Here is a 17,017-nt window from a genome sequence, read left to right as displayed (position 1 = left end):
AGGGGCCGCTGATGCGGCGTGTCCTCGCTGCGCTGGCCGGCCCGCCGCGCACCCACTCCCCGGCGGCCATCTGGTGGTGGAGCGGCGAGCCGCTGCGCCGCGACCGGCTGCGCTGGCAGATGGAGCGCCTCGTCGCGGGCGGCGTGGCCAACCTGGTGATCCTCAACCTCGCGCCGTCGGGCCCGCTGTTCGGCGCCGACGCCGACGACCCGCCGTTCTTCTCCGAGGCGTGGTGGGAGCTGCTGGACGGGGTCTGCCAGGACGCGGCGGAGCTGGGGGCGTACCTGTGGTTCTACGACCAGCTCGGCTTCTCCGGCGCGGACATCCAGGCCCGGCTGGTGCGGGAGCGCCCGGAGTACGCCGGGCAGTGGCTCGCCCCCGACGGGAGCGTGACCCGGCGCGGCTTCGACTACCTGTCGGCCGAGGCGTGCGCGACGCTGATCGACCGGGTGCACGGCGAGTTCGAGCGCCGCCTCGGCCACCGCTTCGGCGGCGTGATCGCCGGGTCGTTCCAGGACGAGCTGCCCGCGGTGCCCACCTGGACCTCCGGCTTCGCCGAGCGGTTCGAGGAGCTGCGCGGCCGCCCCCTGGACGTGGCGGCGCTGTCCCGCGACCCGGCCATGCTGCGCGACTTCCACCGCACCCGCGCCGACCTGGCCGAGGAGGCGTTCTTCAAGCCGCTCGCCGCCTGGCACGAGCGGCACGGCCTGCTGCACGGCTGCGACCAGCAGGACCCGGCGCGCGCCGGGCACCCGGTGGAGGGCGTGCGGCTGTACGCCGACTACACGCGCACCCACCGCTGGTTCGGCGCGCCCGGCTCCGACCACCACGGCGACGCCCGGCTGCACGCCTCCCTGGCCCACCTGTACGGCCGCCCGCGCACCTGGATCGAGGCGTTCCACTCCACCGGGTGGGGCGGCACGCTGGAGGAGACCTTCGACTGGCTGCTGCCCTGGTTGCGCGCCGGGGCGAACCTGTACAACCCGCACGCGGTGTACTACACGACCAAGGCGGGATGGTGGGAGTGGGCGCCGCCCTCGACCGACTGGCGCCAGCCGTACTGGCGGCACCACCGGGTCTTCGCCGACGCGGTGACCCGGCTGTGCGCGGCGCTGTCGCTGGGCCGGCACCTGTGCGACGTCGCCGTGCTGTTCCCGGCCGCGACCGCCCAGGCCGGCACGGCGCTGGACGGCTCGACGGCCGGCTTCGCGGCCGAGGCGACCCGGACGTACCGGGCGCTGGTGGGCGACATGGCGTGGTTCGACACGGTTCCCGGGGTGCTCGACCGGCTCAACCTGGACGCCGACGTCATCGACGAGGACTCGGTGCGCCGCGCCGCCGTCGTCCCCGGCGGGCGGCTGGAGGTGGCGGAGGAGTCGTACCGGGTGATCGTGCTGCCCGCGGTGACCGAGCTGGACGACGACATCGCGGCGCGGCTGGCGGAGTTCGCCGCGGCCGGCGGCGTCCTGGTCGCGGTCGGCACCCGGCCGATCCCCGCCGCGATCCCGTGCGCCGCGCCGGAGGACCTGGGCGAGGCGCTGGCCGCGGCCGGCTTCCGCCCCCGCGTCGAGGCGCCGGTGCCGCCGCTGGTCCGCGAGGTGGACGGCACCACGCTCGTGTTCCTGACCGCCGCCGCGCCCCGGGCCAGCCGGGTCGGCGTGGGCCGCCCGGAGGAGCGCGGGGTGGACCTGGGCTGGCTGGACGCCGCCTACGACTTCGACCCGGGGCGCTACGCGCGCGAGATGCGGGTCCGGGTGCGCGGCGTGACCGGCACCCCGTTGCTGGCGGAGGTCTTCGGCTCCGGCCCGCCGCGCCCGCTGCCGCATGAGGTGGTGGACGGCGTGGTGGAGGTGGTGGTGCCGTTCACCGACGGCCCCGCCGCGCTGCTGCTGTTCCCCGGGACGGACACGCCCGTGCCGGGGCCCCCGCCGGAGGCGGAGGCGTACGAGCTGGATCTGGGCCGGGAGTGGGACTGCGAGCTGGTCCCGACGCTGGACGACACCTGGGGCGACTTCGGCGTCGGGCCGGGCGTCGTCGAGCGCCGCGAGGTGGGCGGCCTGCACGCGACCTACGGCCCGCACGGCGTGTGGCGCACCCCCGGCGCCGGCTGGCGCCCGGCGGTCTACTCGACGTCGCGCGGGCTGCTCAAGGACCCGATCCACCGCGACCGGCTGGGCCCCAAGGGCCACGTGCCGGAGGAGTTCCTGGACTTCGGGACGGTCGCGGCCGGGACGGAGGTGACGTACCGGACGAGGGTCACGGTGCCCGAGGAGTCCTGGCTGGTGGCCGGGGCGCCCACGGCGAAACGGGCCAGGCTGGACGGCCGTGACCTGCCCCTGGCCGACGCCGGCTACCTGGCCGTCGCCCGGGTGCCCACGCCACCCGGCGTCCATGACCTGGAACTGGTCCTCACCGCCGAGGAGGACGGCCCCGTGCGCGCGCACGTCTCCTTCGCCCGCGACCCGGTCTCGCCCGTCCGCCCCGAGTGGATCACCGGCGCGCTCGTCTCGACCACCGAGCTGACCGGGGAGACGACGCTCCAGGTGGCGTCCCTGGCCCCGTGCGCCGTCCACCTCAACGGCCAGCGCCTGGGCGTGCAGGGCGGCTTCGACCCGTACGCGGAGGCGGACATCCCCCGCGTACGCCGCTACGACCTGACGGGCGTGCTGCGGCCGGACGGCAACACGATCGCCATCGAGGCGTCGGGCCCGGTGCTGGTGGACGGCGCCGCCGTCTCGGGACCGCACTGGACCGGCGCCACCGTACGCCGGCGCCAGCACGGCGATCCCGCGGCCCTGCACCTGCGCCGCCGCCCCCACCCGCTGCCCGGCGCGGGCTGGCTGGAGGAGGGCGAGACCGCGGTCCCGGCGGTGTTCGCGTGCCCGGACGCCGTGCCCGGCGAGCTGGAGCTGACCCTGCTCCCTCCCCCGGGCGCGACGAAGGTGGAGATCCCCGCGATCGACGGGCTTCGCACGCTCCACGTACCGGACAAAAGTCGCCCTATAACCATAAAAATCCCGACGGCGCCGGGCTTCGAGCAGGGCGCCGCCCTCACCGGCCCCATCCGCTTCACCTGCGTCCCGTCCCGCATCGCCCTGGGCGACTGGGAGGCCCTGGGCCTGCCGGAGTACTCGGGCGGGGTGCGCTACACGACCCGGATCGAGCTGGCCGAACGGCCGCCCCGCGCGAGCCTCGATCTGGGCAGGGTCAGGGGCACGGCCGAGGTGCGGGTCAACGGCGTGCCGGCGGGCGTGCGGGTCTGCTCGCCCTACGCCTTCGACGTGTCGGACGCGCTGCGGGCCGGGGAGAACGCGATCGAGGTCCTGGTGCTGAACACCCTTGCCCCCCACTTGGACTCCGCGAGCCCCACGCACTTCGTCTTCCCAGGTCAGCGCATATCCGGACTGTTCGGCCCGGTGACTTTGCGCGCCACGCGCCCGCCGGAGGCGAGGCATAAGCTGGTCGGGTGACTACTGGGTACGGTGCGAAGAATGTCCTGATTCTGGATGGGGGCCTGGCCACCCATCTGGAGACCCTGGGCGCCGATCTTCGCGACGAGCTGTGGTCCGCCAAGGTCCTGGTGGAGGATCCGGACATGATCCGCCGCGTCCACCTCGACTACTTCGCCGCGGGCGCCGACGTGGCGACGACGTCCAGCTACCAGGCGAGCCTGCCCGCCCTGACCCGCCGCGGCCTCACCCTGGCCGAAGCCGAGCGGCTGCTGCTGCTCTCGGTCGAGCTCGCCGCCCAGGCGCGCGACGAGGCCGGGGGCGGCCTGGTGGCGGCCAGCGTCGGCCCGTACGGGGCGTACCTCGCCGACGGCTCGGAGTACACCGGTGACTACGACCTGGACGAGGACGCCCTGGCCGACTGGCACCGCCCCCGCTGGCAGATCCTGGCCGGCGCCGGAGCCGACCTGCTGGCCTGCGAGACCATCCCGTCGTACCCCGAGGCCCGCGCCCTGGCCCGGCTGCTCGCCGAGACCCCCGAGGTCAAGGCGTGGATCAGCTTCTCCTGCCGCGACGGCCGTCACATCAACGACGGCACCCCGCTGGCCGACTGCGCCGCCCTCTTCGCCGGCTACCCGCAGGTCGTGGCGGTGGGCATCAACTGCACCCCGCCCCGCCACATCCCCAGCCTGATCGCCGAGATCCCCGACCTCCCGGTCGTCGTCTATCCCAACTCCGGCGAGACCTGGGACTCCGCCCGTCAGCGCTGGACCGGGGCCTCCGACCCGGTCGACTTCGGCCTGTCGGCCAAGCGGTGGCAGGCCGCGGGCGCCGGGCTGATCGGCGGCTGCTGCCGTACCACGCCCGCCCACATCTCCCAGATCCGTGCGCACCTGTGAGGCCGGCTCCCGCGTCCGTGTGTCACTATTAACGGAAATGTAACCTGCGACTACGGCAGTTTCGGTCATGCGGGGCGCGAATGTCAGAACATGCGTCACTCCTCCATCGGCGTGCCGAGCTGGAGCGGGAGTGGGACCGATGGGTGCCCGCGCTGCGCGCCGCCGGCGGGGTGCCCAGGGCGGCCGGCGGCGGGAGCGTGCGGCCTGAGGTCGCCGAGTCGTGGCTGAGGTCACTGGGCAGCGTCGATCCGGGGCGCGACAGCGCGCCCGTCTCCGATGAGGAGGAGGCGCGGCTGCGGTGGTCGGTCTCCCCCCTGCGCGCCCCCGTGCAGGCCCTGGGCGACGAGCTGCGCAGCATCGCCGAGGACGCCGGGTTCGTGGCCGCGGTCACCGACGAGTCCGGGACGATCATGTGGACCTGCGGCGGCCGGGTGATGCGCAGGCGGGCGGAGCAGGTGAACTTCGCGCCCGGCGGGCGGTGGGACGAGCGGGCCATGGGCACCAACGCGCTGTCGCTGGCGCTGTGCACCGGGCGGCCCAGCACGGTGTTCTCCGCCGAGCACCTGGTGGCCGCGCTGCACGGGTGGGTGTGCTACTGCGCCCCGATCCGCAGCCCCGACGGCCGCATCCTGGGCGTGCTCGACCTGTCCACCACATGGGACCGGTCGCATCCGCTGGCCATCTCCACGGTGCGGTCGCTGACCGCGGGCATCGAGGCGCAGCTCCGGGCCGCTCCCGGCATCTCCCCCGGCCTCGCCCCCGCGCCCGAGGCCGGGGTGAGGGTGAGCTGCCTGGGCGGGGCCGGCGAGGTCGTGCGCGACGGCGTCCCGGTGCGGCTGCGGCCCCGGCAGTTGGAGATCCTGACCTTGCTGGCGCTGGAGCCCGGCGGGTTCTCCCCCGAGCGGCTGCGCGAGGCGCTGTACGGCGACCGGCCGGTGTCGTCCTCGACGTTCAAGGCGGAGGTGTCGCACCTGCGCCGGGCGCTGGGCGGGCACATCGCCACCCGCAGGTACGCCGCGACGGCGCCGATCGCCTGCGACGCGGTGGACGTGCTGCGGGCGCTGGAGCGCGGCGACACGGCGGAGGCGGCCGAGCGCTACCGGGGGCCGCTGCTGCCCGAGTCGGAGGCGCCGGGGATCGTGGAGTGGCGCGAGCACCTGGAGGTCGCGATGCGGGAGGCGATCCTGGCCAGCACCCGGCCCGAGCTGGCGCTGCGGTACGGCGAGCGGGCGCCGTACGACGCGGAGGTGCACGAGCACGCGCTGCGGCTGCTGGGCGAGGGCGACCCGCGGCGCGGGATCGCGGCCGGGCGGCTGAGCAGCGCCCTGCGCCCGTGACACCCCGAGGGCGCGCCCGCGGCACCCGGCCGCGCGGGCGCGCCAACCTTTCGCCAACCTTCCTGGCGCACAGTGAGGCGCATCACAGCCGAGTGCAGGAGGTTCGGTCATGGTGTACGCGCAGCCGGGCGCCGAGGGCAGCGTCGTCTCGTTCGCCCGCCGGTATGAGAACTTCATCGGCGGAGACTGGGTCGCGCCGGTCGAGGGACGCTACTTCGACAACCCCTCGCCGGTGGACGGCAAGGTCTTCTGCGAGGTCGCCCGGTCCACCGCTGCCGACATCGACCTGGCGCTGGACGCCGCGCACGCGGCGGCCGGGAAGTGGGGGCGCACCTCGGCCACCGAGCGGGCCGTCATCCTCAACCGGATCGCCGACCGGATCGAGGAGAACCTGGAGCGGCTCGCCGTCGCGGAAACCTGGGAGAACGGCAAACCCGTACGCGAGACGCTGGCCGCCGACCTGCCGCTCGCGGTGGACCACTTCCGCTACTTCGCCGGGGTGATCCGGGCCCAGGAGGGCAGCATCGCCGAGATCGACGCCGACACGGTGGCCTACCACTTCCACGAGCCGCTGGGCGTGGTGGGGCAGATCATCCCGTGGAACTTCCCGATCCTGATGGCGGCCTGGAAGCTGGCGCCCGCGCTCGCCGCCGGCAACTGCGTGGTGATCAAGCCAGCGGAGCAGACCCCGGCGAGCCTGCTGCTGGTGATCGAGCTGATCGCCGACCTGCTGCCGCCCGGCGTGGTGAACGTGGTCAACGGGTTCGGGGTGGAGGCGGGCAAGCCGCTGGCGTCCAGCCCGCGCATCGCCAAGATCGCCTTCACCGGCGAGACCACCACCGGCCGGCTGATCATGCAGTACGCCAGCGAGAACATCATCCCGGTCACGCTGGAGCTGGGCGGCAAGAGCCCCAACATCTTCCTGCCCGACGTGATGGCCGCCGACGACGACTACCTGGACAAGGCCGTCGAGGGCTTCGTGATGTTCGCGCTCAACCAGGGCGAGGTGTGCACCTGCCCGTCGCGGGCGCTGATCCACTCCTCGATCTACGACGAGTTCATGGCCCGCTGCGTGGAGCGGACCCGGGCCATCGCCGGGGGCGACCCGCTGGACCCGGCGACCATGATCGGGGCGCAGGCCAGCAACGACCAGTACGAGAAGATCCTGTCCTACATCGACATCGGCAAGAAGGAGGGCGCCGAGGTCCTGACCGGCGGCGGCCCGCGTACCGTGGCCGGGCTGGAGGGCGGCTACTACATCGAGCCGACGATCTTCCGCGGCAGCAACGACATGCGGATCTTCCAGGAGGAGATCTTCGGCCCGGTGGTGTCGGTGACGACCTTCGACAGCGTGGACGAGGCGCTGAAGATCGCCAACGACACCCTGTACGGCCTGGGCGCGGGCGTGTGGACCCGCGACGGCAATGCCGCCTACCGGCTCGGCCGGGAGATCAAGGCGGGCCGGGTGTGGACCAACTGCTACCACGCCTACCCGGCGCACGCGGCGTTCGGCGGCTACAAGAAGTCCGGCATCGGCCGGGAGAACCACCGCATGATGCTCGACCACTACCAGAACACCAAGAACCTGCTGGTCAGCTACTCCCCCAAGAAGCTGGGCTTCTTCTGATGGACCGGGCCCGGGTCGAGAGGGTGGCGCTCACCCCGGCCGCCGAGGAGCTGGTGCGCCGTCTGGAGGAGCGGCACGGGCCGGTGATGTTCCACCAGTCGGGCGGGTGCTGCGACGGCAGCTCGCCGATGTGCTACCCGCGCGGCGAGTTCCGGGTGGGCGGGGTGGACGTGCTGCTCGGCCACGTCGCGGGCGGCACGCCGTTCTGGATGAGCGCCGACCAGTACGCGTACTGGCGCTTCACCCACCTGACCGTGGACGTCGTCCCCGGGCGGGGCAGCGGGTTCTCCCTGGAGGCCCCGGAAGGCGTACGGTTCCTGCTCCGCTCCCGCCTGTTCACCGAGGAGGAACTGACCCGGCTGGAGGCGGAGCCGCCCCTCCCCACCGGAGCCGCCACCACCGGCTGACGCCGTACGAGCCGGGGGCGAGTGCAAGCCCGGGACGCGTGCGAGCCCGGAGCGAGTGCAAGCCCGGGACGGGTGTGGGCCCGGGACGCGTACGGGCCCGGGACGCGTGCGGGCCCGGGACGCGTGCGGGCCCGGGACGCGTGCGGGCCCAGCGTGTGCGGGCCCGGGGCGAATGCGGGCCGGGAGCGAATGCAGACCCGGACGCGTGCGCGGGGAGGGGAGGCGCACGCGTCCTCCCCTCCTCCTCCCCCCGTGCCCCCGCATGCCCCCGCGTGCGGGGGTGGCGGCCCTCGGACGGCCGAGTACGGGCCTACTCACTGATGAGCACCTGGTCACAGGCCGGCCATGAGGCCATGACCGGTCCATGAGGCCATGACCGGTTGCGGGAGCGGCCCCGGCGGCGGGAGGACGCCGGGGCCGGCCGACGTTCAGCAGCCGGGCGCGCCGAAGGTGTCGCAGAAGGTGATCGGGTTGGCGTACTCGGCCGCCTTGGTCACGCGGCCGTCGCGCCACTGGAAGTGGTAGACGTACACGTTGCGGTAGGGCCGCCCGTCGGCGGTGGTCAGCTCTCCGTCCGCCTGGACGAACGACTCCTTCCCGTTGCCGGTCACGCTCACCCTGACGTTGACGAAGTCGATCTTCCCCATCATGGAGAAGGCGTTGCGGACGTAGCCCATCACCTCGTCCTTGCCGGTGAAGCGGGCCGCGTCCTCGCGCTTTCCGTTCAGCGCCAGCGGGATCGTGAAGACGCTGTCGGCGGTGAACATCGCCGAGACCGCCTCGAAGTCCTTGCGCTCGAACGCGCTGATCAGCGCCTGCGTACGCCGCTCGGTGGCGCGCGGGCCGCCTCCGGCCTCCTCCGCCCCGGAGGCGTACGCCGCCCCGGCCCCGGCCGCCGTGACCGCCAGCGCCGCCGTGACCGCCGCGAGCATCGTCCGTGTCCTCATCGCCTGCTCCATTCATCGTGATACTGAGTCTCGTGAGATATTCAGTATCATAAGCCATGTGGAGGGCGTCACTACACTGAGGACATGGATCGGCAGCGCGGGGCCGCGGGCTCGCTCAGGGAACGCAAGCAGCGGCGCGCGCGAGAGGCGATCATCGAGGCGGCGCACGCGCTGTTCGAGGAGCGCGGCTTCGAGAAGGTCACGGTCTCCGACATCGCCGAGCGCGCCGAGGTGGGCCGGGCCACGTTCTTCCGCTACTTCGGCGACAAGCAGGAGGTCGTCTTCGCCGACGAGGGCGAGTTGGACGAGATCCTGGCCGAGTTCCTGGGCGAGGCCGGACGCCTCCCCGAGGGCGACCAGACCGGCGACCAGTCCGGCGGCCAGATCGGAGGCCCGGCCAGTGGCCCGATCGGCGACTCGCTGCCCGCGGCCCTCGCCCTCGTACGCGCCGTCGTGGTCTTCTACGTCGGCCGGCTGACCGCCGACCCGGCCGGCTACATGCGGCACGAACGCCTGGTGGCCAGCAGCCCCGAACTGCGGGCGCGCAGCCTGACCAAGCAGCGCCGCTACGCCGAACTGCTGCGCGACCTGCTCGCCGCCCAGGGCGCCACCCCCGAGACCGCCGCCCTGGCCGCCGAGATCGGCATGGCCGCCTACTACGCCGCCCGCACCGTCACCGGCGACGACCCCGCCCGCCTGCCCGCGGCCGTCGAGGCCGCGTTCGACCGCCTCACCTGACATCCGGCCGATCCGGGCCCCTGCCACCGCGTGGGCAACTACTTGACAATCTGGAAAGTAGTTTCCATCCTACCAAGGACAGGTAAGGGAGGATCGATGGACGAAGGCATGCCCGCGAGCGCGGCGCTGGCCGAGATGGACCGCGTGGCGCAGGCCGTACGGCATCGCTCGCGCTGGTACGGGCGGTTCCTGCTGGCGCTCGGCGCCGGCACCGTGGTCTACTACGCCGGCATCGAGGCCGCCGACCGGCGGCTGCCCGCCGTCATCGGCCTGATGCTGTGCTGGCTGGGGTTCGTCCTGGCGCTGGTGCTGTGGGCCGAGCGGCAGCCGGTCTGGGCACGGGACCTGCGGCCGTGGCGGTGGCCGCTCTTCGCCCTGTACTTCGCCACCGTGTCCGGCACCGTGGCCCTGAGCGCCACCGTCTGGGCCGGGCAGCCCGGCCGCTGGGTTCTCGGCGTCATCCCGGCCGTCCCCTGCGCGGTGGGCGCCTGGGTGGTGCTGCGGCGATGAAGGTCGCCGGCAGCCATCCCCGGCACCGGCTGGACGAGCTGATCCACTCCCCGGTCCGCTTCTCCGTCATGGCGACGCTGGCCTCGGCCGACCAGGCCGAGTTCGGCTTCGTGCGCGACCTGGTCGAGGTGAGCGACTCGGTGCTGTCCAAGCAGGTCGCGCTGCTGGAGGAGGCCGGGTACGTGACGGTGCGCAAAGGCTATGTGGGCAAACGGCCCCGCACCTGGCTGGCGCTCACGGCCACGGGCCGCGAGGCGTTCCACCGGCACGTCGCGGTGCTTCAGGAGATCGCGGCCACGGCCGTGCCGAAGGGGGAGCGGTGACCGGCGGGCCGCCGCCCGGACGCCCCGGGATGGCGTCCGTGACATGGCGAACGGCCCCGGCTGACGCCGGGGCCGCTGCCACGTGTGGGTACCGGTGTGCGTGTCGCCTCTCGGCGAAAAGCGCAACGCGGCTCCAGCCGAACGGTAGTCCGCGAAGGCGGTGGTTGAGGCCCGGGGACACTGGGCACACCGGCCACGTGTCATGTAACCACGGCCGCGCGGGGGATGTTCCCGCCTCCCCGGATTTTTCCCGGCCGATATTCCAGTGACCCGCCCCGGCGGCCGTGACCCCCGCCGTGACCAGCCCCGCCACCACCATGCCCGCCGTGACGAGGTCCGCCGTCACCGTGCCCGCAGGCCGTCGAGCACCACGGCGACCAGGCGGCGGCGCTCGTCGCCCCCGCCGCCCAGCCAGTCGGCGCCCGCGAAGACCCCGATCAGCAGCGCCTTGACCTGACGTGGGGTGACGTCGGCGCGTACGGCCCCGGCCCGCTGCGCCCGCGCGAGCAGAGCCCCGAAGGCGTCGAGCAGGTCGCGCCCGGCCTGCCCGGCGACGGCGCCCATGTCCACGCCCGCCTGCCTGAGCACCTCGGTGAAGGCGCGGTTCATCATGCCCTCCTCGGCCAGGCGGGCGAAGTACGCCGCGAAGGCCGCGCCCGGGTCGTCGGAATCGCAGCCCGCGCGGGCCTCGGCGGCCAGGGACTCCATGGTGCCCAGGATGATCGCCTCCAGCAGCGCCTCCTTCGTCGGGAAGTGCCGGTGCACCGTGCCGGCCCCGACCCCGGCCCGCCGCGCGATCTCGTCCAGCGGCACGCCGACGCCCTCGGCCTCGAAGGCCGCCCGCGCGGCGCGCAGCACCCGCTCGCGGTTCCGCCTCGCATCGGCCCGCAGCGGACGGCCGCGCGCCACGCCATGGTCGGCCTCAGGGCCAGGGTCGGCCTCAGCGCCAGGGTCGGCCCCAGCCCCGCGACCGCCCTCCGCCCGGCGGTCGGCCCCCGCACCACGGCCAGCCGCCGCGCCCGGACCGGCCCCAGCACCAGGGTCAGCCCCCGCACCACGACCGCCCTCCACGCCCCGGCCGGACTCCGCACCGCGACCGCCCTCCACGCCCCAACCGGCCGCCGCGCTCCGGCCGGACTCCGCGCTCCGGCCGGACTCCGCACTGCGGCCGTGCTCCGCCTGGGTCATCGTGCGACTCCCTTCCCATCGCCGCCGGAGAGGCCGCCAGGCTAGCGCGCCGCTCCCCCGCGCGATGCGGGAAGGGCTACCCGGCCTGGATCGGGGCGAGGTAAGGGGCGAGCCGGTCGAGCTGGTCCACCAGGCCGGGCAGGCTGGGGCCGAACGGCTGGACCACCACGTGGTCGGCGCCCGCGTCGAGGTGCTCGCGGACCCGTGCGGCCACGGCGGCCTCGTCGCCGCAGGCGAAGACGGCGTCGATGATCCGGGCGCTCGGGGCGCCCTCGCCGGTGATCTCCTCCTCGGCGTATCCGAGGCGGCGGAGCTGGGCGGCGTACGGCGAGCCGGGCATGCGGAACAGCGGATGCTCGCGCAGCATGGCGTGGGCGCGTCCGGGGTCGCCGAGGAACACGCCGACGCCGGTGACGAGGAGCTTGTCCGGGCCCAGCACCCGCCGGGCCTGGGCGGTGTTCTCGACCGGCATGGTGTGCGGGTAGGCCCCGTCGGCCCGGTCGCGGGCCAGTTCCAGCATGCGGGGGCCCAGGGCGCCGAGGAGCCGGGGGAAGGGGACGGCCGGGCGCACGGCCTGCCCGGTCGCGGCGTCCATCTGGTCCAGGTAGGCGCGCATTTCGGTCAGCGGCTTGCCGTACGCGTGCCCGGCGCGCTCCGCCATGGACCGGCTGCTGACGCCGAGGCCGAGCGCCAGCCGCCCGGGGTAGGCGTCGGCCAGCGTCGCGGCCCCGGCCTGCATGGAGGCGCCGTGGCGGGCCCACATGACCGCCACGCCGGTGCCCACCACGATCCGGTCGGTGGCCGCGAGGACCATGCCGAGCTGGGAGAACACCTCGCGGTCGCCGATCAGCTCGTTGATCCACATGGACCCGTAGGGCATCGCCTCCAGGCGGGCCAGCTCCGCCCGCCAGACGGCCGCCGGGGTGGGCGGCGCGGCGATGCCCACGCCCACGCGGCCCCATCGCCGCGACGCCGTCGCATCCGTGCTCATGATCGCTCCCCTTCCTCGGGAGAATAAGCGGGGCGAGCGCCCCGGTTACACGATACGGCATGAGTTTTCGGTGCGGCCGGTAATCCTGGAGCCTCCGGAGGGACTTCTGGACGTGAACGATTCCCAAGAACGATTCACCGGGCTCTACGACCGGCACTACCGCAGCGTGCTGGGCTACGCCCTGCTGCGCGCCGAGCGCGAGGCCGCCGAGGACGTGGCCAGCGAGGCGTTCCTGGTCGCCTGGCGGCGGATCGGCGAGATCCCCGAACCCGCCCTGCCCTGGCTGCTCGGGGTCGCGCGCAACCTGCTGGCCAAGCAGCGCGACTCGCGCTACCGGCGGCAGGCCCTCGTGGAGCGGATCACCGCGCTCACCACCGAGCGCGACCGCGTGAGCTGGGACGTCGCCGAGCACGTCGTGGACCGGGAGAGCGCGCTGGAGGCACTGGGCGCGCTGCCCGAGAAGGACGTCGAGGCGATGGTGCTCGCCACCTGGCACGGGTTGCCGCCCGACCAGGCCGCCGCCGTCATGGGGTGCTCCACACGCACCTACAACGTGCGGCTGCACCGGGCGCGCAAACGGCTGCGCGCCGCGCTTCGCGTGGAGGCCAGGACCACCGGCCCCGCACCCCGTCCCGCGCACCGCACGTTCGCCGAGGAGGCGTGATGTCCCGCAGTCCCTTCGATGAGGAGAAGGAAGTACACGACATGACCGACCGCATGCTCGCCCAGCTCCGGCCGGCGGCCCTGGACGAGCTGACCGAGGACGCCTACCAGCGGCGGCGCGCGGCCGACCTGCACCGGGCGTTCGAGACCCCGCGCGAACCGGCCGCCCGGCGGGTCGTCCGCCGCCCGATGCTGCTGATCACCGGTACGGCCGCCGCCGCCGCGGGCCTCGCCGCCGCGGTGATCATCGTGCCGAGCCTCGGGGGCGGCGGGCAGACCGCCGTGCCGGGCCCGGGGGCGACCTCCCGCGCGCCCGCCGAGACCACCGAGAGCACCGGGACGACGACCATCGACGCGCGCGGCTTCCTGCTGGCGGCGGCCGAGACCGCGGCCAAGGAGCCGGCCACCACGGGCCGCTGGTGGTACACCCGCGACCGCACCTTCCAGCGACTGAGCGTGGACCCGGTGGCGAGTGAGAAGGAGCTCAGGAAGCAGGTCCGGGAGCGGGGCCCCGACAAGATCGACAAGCAGGAGATCCTGGAGAAGTCCAAGCTCCCGTACGCCGCGTTCATCACCAGCACCGACGAGCTGTGGCGGGCCCGCGCCCAGGGCGACGCCAACCGCTCCACCAGGAGGAACGACCCCAAGGTCACCTTCGGCTCGCCCGCGGACGAGGAGAAGTGGAAGGCCGCGGGCTCCCCCAAACTGGTCGAGAACACCAAGCCCAGGACGTACGACGCCCCCGAGCGGGTGCTGTCGATCGCCAACCCCGCCCTGAACATGCGCAACGTGGACGAGCTGCCGACCTCGCCGGAGGCGCTGGAGCGCAAGCTGCGCGGGCTGTTCGACGCCAGGCCCCAGAGCAGCGGCTCGGAGGACTTCGCGGGCTACCTGTGGCAGACGGGGGTCGATCTGCTGTCGGCGCCGATCACGCCGGGGACCAAGGCGGCGCTGTACCGCGTCATGGCCGACGAGCCCGGCATCACCGCCGAGGGCACGGCCACCGACTCGATGGGACGCACCGGGGCCGTCCTGACGGTCCTCGGCCCGGACGACCGCGACCGGCCTGACAAGATCAGGTACCGCCTCCTCATCGACCCCGAGACCGCGGACCTGCTCCAGTACGAGGTCATCGAGGTCGATGACGACTCGCCCCTGCTCCGGGTGACGCTGCAGGAGGCGGGCTGGGTGAACAAGCTGGGCAAGCGGCCCTAGCGGGAGGCCGCACGGGGGACTTCCGGCCGGGCGGAGGGCGCAAGGCCCCGCCCGGCCGGACCGCGTCTCACACCTGTCTCACACGCCCGTCCCACGCGTCTTACACACGGGTCCCACGCGGGTCACACACGCGTCCCACTCGCGTCACACCCGGACCAGATCGACCTCCAGCAGGTCGGCCACGGCCTGCAGCTCGGCGATGCGGTGACCGGTGCCCAGGGCCCAGTGGTGGGAGATGCCGGTGGCGCTCCAGGCGTCGGTCCACTCCCCCGGGTCCATGCCGAAGTCGACCCGGCTGGTGGTGTTGCCGATCTGCAGCAGCGGCCCGTCCACGACCTCGCCCTCGGAGGCGACGAAGCCGAAGCGGCCGTCGCGCTTCTGGATCAGGCCGAACGCGGTGACCGGGCCGTGCGCCACGTCGAACTCCACCGACACGCCCCAGCCGCGCTTGCCGTGGTAGACGCCGAGCCCGCGCAGCAGGGGCCGCTTGGAGCTGATGGCGAGGTGGGCCGGGCCGTCGTGGCCCATCTCGACGTGGCCGCGGCCGAAGTCGAGCGCCTGCAGCTCGGTGAACGAGCCGCCGCCGCCCAGCCGGTCCATGATCAGCATGGCCAGCGAGGTGCGCAGCTCGTACTCCCCGGCGGCGGGCACGCCGCGGGCGGTGAGCAGCGAGGCGCCCAGGATCATGCCGGCGCCCAGCCGCTCGTGGATCTCGCCCTCCAGCCCGCGGTGGTAGTACGCGAGGCTGTCCAGCTCGAAGTCCGCAACCAGCCGGTCCAGGCCGGCCGAGACGCGCGCGGCCCAGGCGAAGTCCTCCTCGTCCACCGAGTCGTCCAGGGTGAAGACGTCCCTGGCCAGGTCCATCCGCGCCTTGACCTCATCGTCGCCGACCTGGTTCACCCGCACCCGCAGGTCGTCGAACTCCAGCACCTCGACGTGCCCGCCGAAGTTGGCCGAGACCAGGGTGAGGTCGGTGGAGACGTCGAGCATGCCCGGGTACAGGTGGCCCATCAGGCCGTGCCGCCCCCGGCGCAGCGCGGCCCGTACGCCCGCCGCCTTCACCCAGCGCCCGATCTTGGCCCAGGCCCGCCCGTCCTCCAGGTAGCCGGAGACCGAGCGGAACGGGATGCCGGCGCGGGTGAAGGCGTTGGCCATCTCCGGCAGCGGGCAGGCGCCGCAGTAGGCCAGCCACTGCCCGGTGTCGAAGGTGGCGTGGTCCATCGACTCGCTCGGCTGCAGGTTGATCAGCAGTACGGGCGCGCCGCTGCGCTGGGCCACCGGCAGCAGCATGTTCGCGGTCATGTAGGTGGTCAGGAAGCCGACGATGATGTCGCAGCCGGCCTCGCGCAGCCGCTCGGCGGCCCTGGCCCCCTCCTGGGCGTCGGAGATGAACCCGACGTCCACGACCTCGCAGCCGAGGGCGTTCATCCGCTCCGACACCCGCTCCGCCGACCGCTGGAGCTGCGGGAGCAGGTCGGGGAACTGCGGCCAGTACGCGCCCAGTCCGCCCGCGACGAGGCCGACCTTGGTCCGCGGCGCGGTGATCCTGTCGAGGCGAGGGGTTACGGCGGTGGTCATGCGGATGTCCTCCCAGCGAACGGCCCGGGGTCTAGAAGTCGAACTGGTCGATGTTGCCGGAGTCGAAGGTGAACGGCGGGCCGAGGATGACCTCGCCGTCCTTGCCGATGGTGCGCTCGCCGAGCTTGCCCGCCTTGAACGTCTCGCCCTCGGCGCCGGTGATCTGGCCGGAGGCGAGCGCGGCGGCGGCGTACGCGGCCAGGTAGCCGAGGTCCTTGGGGTTCCACAGCGCGAACTTCTGCACGGTGCCGTCCTTGATGAACTGCCGCATCTGGTTCGGCGTGCCCAGGCCGGTCAGCGTGATCTCGCCCTTGTACTTGGAGCCGGAGATGTAGCGCGCCGCCGCCGAGATGCCGACCGTGGTGGGCGAGATGATGCCCTTCAGGTTCGGGTACGCCTGCAGCAGGCCCTGGGTCTCCTGGAAGGACTTCTGGTCGTCGTCGTCCCCGTAGGCGACCTTGACCAGCTTCATGTCCTTGTACTCGGGCTTGGCGAGCTCGTCCTTCATGAACTCGATCCAGGTGTTCTGGTTGGTCGCGTTCGCGGTGGCGGACAGGATCGCGATCTCGCCCTTGTAGTCGATCATCTCGGCCAGCAGCTTGACCTGGCTGCGCCCGACCTCCTCGGAGCTGGCCTGGTTGATGAAGATGTCGCGGCAGTCCTTGGCCGCGTCCGAGTCGTAGGAGACGATCTTGATGCCCTTGGCCATCGCCTGCTTCAGCGGGCCGCACACCGCGTTGGCGTCGTTGGCCGCGATCAGGATGGCGTCCTGGTTCTGCTGGATCAGCGTGTTGATGTAGGAGATCTGCGAGGACGCCGAGGCGTCGGACGGCCCGACCTCCTTGGCCTCGCCCTTGAACTCCTTGGCCGCCTCGATGCCGGCGTTGTCGACGATCGTCTCGTAGGGGTTGTTGATCTGCTTGGGGAGGAAGGCCAGCTTCAGGCCCTCCTTGAGGGGGGCGTTGGGGTTGGCGCTGGCCGCCGCCGACTCGGCGGGGGCGGGTGCGGCGGAGCTGCTGGCGGAGTCCTTGGTGGTCCCGCCGCCGCAGGCGGCGAGGCCCAGGGCCAGCAGGCTGGTGACGGCGACGGTGGACGCGAACCGCCTCGCGATGCTGATCACCATGAGTGGTTTCCTTCGGTTAGGG

Annotated in this window: 15 protein-coding genes; 10 read left to right on the top strand and 5 right to left on the bottom strand. The window is 73.3% G+C overall.

What is annotated here, in order from left to right; all coding sequences use genetic code 11:
* Positions 1–11: 11 nt before the first annotated feature.
* The 5 genes from HNP84_RS46595 to HNP84_RS46575 all read left to right on the top strand — a co-directional run bounded on the left by HNP84_RS46595 (position 12) and on the right by HNP84_RS46575 (position 7,719).
* Positions 12–3,470, top strand: a complete 3,459-nt coding sequence (locus tag HNP84_RS46595) for a glycosyl hydrolase family 2 protein (protein ID WP_185056560.1) — start codon at positions 12–14, stop codon at positions 3,468–3,470.
* The gene (mmuM, locus tag HNP84_RS46590) at positions 3,467–4,348 is read left to right on the top strand and encodes a homocysteine S-methyltransferase (RefSeq protein WP_185056559.1); all 882 of its coding nucleotides are present in this window, start codon (positions 3,467–3,469) and stop codon (positions 4,346–4,348) included. The genes HNP84_RS46595 and mmuM overlap by 4 nt, the downstream gene beginning before the upstream one ends.
* An 80-nt stretch (positions 4,349–4,428) precedes the next feature.
* Complete coding sequence (locus HNP84_RS46585) at positions 4,429–5,685, top strand: sigma-54-dependent transcriptional regulator family protein (RefSeq protein ID WP_185056558.1); 1,257 nt, start codon at positions 4,429–4,431, stop codon at positions 5,683–5,685.
* A gap of 109 nt (positions 5,686–5,794) precedes the next feature.
* Positions 5,795–7,312, top strand: a complete 1,518-nt coding sequence (gene adh, locus HNP84_RS46580) for an aldehyde dehydrogenase (protein ID WP_185056557.1) — start codon at positions 5,795–5,797, stop codon at positions 7,310–7,312.
* Positions 7,312–7,719, top strand: coding sequence for a DUF779 domain-containing protein (locus HNP84_RS46575; RefSeq protein WP_185056556.1), 408 nt, complete (start codon positions 7,312–7,314; stop codon positions 7,717–7,719). The genes adh and HNP84_RS46575 overlap by 1 nt, the downstream gene beginning before the upstream one ends.
* A 428-nt stretch (positions 7,720–8,147) precedes the next feature.
* Here HNP84_RS46575 and HNP84_RS46570 read toward each other — a convergent pair whose 3' ends face one another.
* Positions 8,148–8,666, bottom strand: a complete 519-nt coding sequence (locus tag HNP84_RS46570) for a nuclear transport factor 2 family protein (protein ID WP_185056555.1) — start codon at positions 8,664–8,666, stop codon at positions 8,148–8,150.
* An 84-nt stretch (positions 8,667–8,750) separates the two neighbouring features.
* Here HNP84_RS46570 and HNP84_RS46565 point away from each other — a divergent pair, with 84 nt between their 5' ends.
* The 3 genes from HNP84_RS46565 (at position 8,751) to HNP84_RS46555 (ending at position 10,237) form a co-directional block, all read left to right on the top strand.
* Complete coding sequence (locus tag HNP84_RS46565) at positions 8,751–9,404, top strand: TetR/AcrR family transcriptional regulator (RefSeq protein ID WP_185056554.1); 654 nt, start codon at positions 8,751–8,753, stop codon at positions 9,402–9,404.
* Between the two features lie 96 nt (positions 9,405–9,500).
* The gene (locus HNP84_RS46560; RefSeq protein ID WP_185056553.1) at positions 9,501–9,914 is read left to right on the top strand and encodes a hypothetical protein; all 414 of its coding nucleotides are present in this window, start codon (positions 9,501–9,503) and stop codon (positions 9,912–9,914) included.
* Positions 9,911–10,237, top strand: coding sequence for a winged helix-turn-helix domain-containing protein (locus tag HNP84_RS46555; protein ID WP_185056552.1), 327 nt, complete (start codon positions 9,911–9,913; stop codon positions 10,235–10,237). Before HNP84_RS46560 ends, HNP84_RS46555 begins: the two co-directional genes overlap by 4 nt.
* A gap of 342 nt (positions 10,238–10,579) precedes the next feature.
* Here HNP84_RS46555 and HNP84_RS46550 read toward each other — a convergent pair whose 3' ends face one another.
* Together HNP84_RS46550 and HNP84_RS46545 are read right to left on the bottom strand one after the other, a co-directional pair.
* Complete coding sequence (locus HNP84_RS46550) at positions 10,580–11,146, bottom strand: TetR/AcrR family transcriptional regulator (protein WP_185056551.1); 567 nt, start codon at positions 11,144–11,146, stop codon at positions 10,580–10,582.
* A gap of 355 nt (positions 11,147–11,501) precedes the next feature.
* Entirely contained in the window at positions 11,502–12,416 is a 915-nt protein-coding gene (locus HNP84_RS46545) for a TIGR03620 family F420-dependent LLM class oxidoreductase (protein ID WP_185056550.1), read from the bottom strand.
* A gap of 112 nt (positions 12,417–12,528) precedes the next feature.
* Here HNP84_RS46545 and HNP84_RS46540 point away from each other — a divergent pair, with 112 nt between their 5' ends.
* Together HNP84_RS46540 and HNP84_RS46535 are read left to right on the top strand one after the other, a co-directional pair.
* Positions 12,529–13,080, top strand: coding sequence for an RNA polymerase sigma factor (locus HNP84_RS46540; RefSeq protein ID WP_185056549.1), 552 nt, complete (start codon positions 12,529–12,531; stop codon positions 13,078–13,080).
* Positions 13,080–14,294 carry a CU044_5270 family protein gene (locus tag HNP84_RS46535; RefSeq protein ID WP_185056548.1) on the top strand — a complete coding sequence of 405 codons (1,215 nt, stop codon included), beginning with the start codon at positions 13,080–13,082 and terminating at the stop codon, positions 14,292–14,294. Before HNP84_RS46540 ends, HNP84_RS46535 begins: the two co-directional genes overlap by 1 nt.
* A 144-nt stretch (positions 14,295–14,438) precedes the next feature.
* Here HNP84_RS46535 and HNP84_RS46530 read toward each other — a convergent pair whose 3' ends face one another.
* Both HNP84_RS46530 and rhaS read right to left on the bottom strand, forming a co-directional pair.
* Complete coding sequence (locus HNP84_RS46530; protein ID WP_185056547.1) at positions 14,439–15,872, bottom strand: L-fucose/L-arabinose isomerase family protein; 1,434 nt, start codon at positions 15,870–15,872, stop codon at positions 14,439–14,441.
* A 31-nt stretch (positions 15,873–15,903) separates the two neighbouring features.
* Complete coding sequence (rhaS, locus tag HNP84_RS46525; RefSeq protein WP_185056546.1) at positions 15,904–16,995, bottom strand: rhamnose ABC transporter substrate-binding protein; 1,092 nt, start codon at positions 16,993–16,995, stop codon at positions 15,904–15,906.
* Positions 16,996–17,017 lie beyond the last annotated feature (22 nt).

The sequence above is a fragment of the Thermocatellispora tengchongensis genome, from assembly GCF_014202315.1.
GTDB classification, from domain to species: domain Bacteria; phylum Actinomycetota; class Actinomycetes; order Streptosporangiales; family Streptosporangiaceae; genus Thermocatellispora; species Thermocatellispora tengchongensis.
This window is presented reverse-complemented; position numbering and strand designations above follow the sequence as displayed.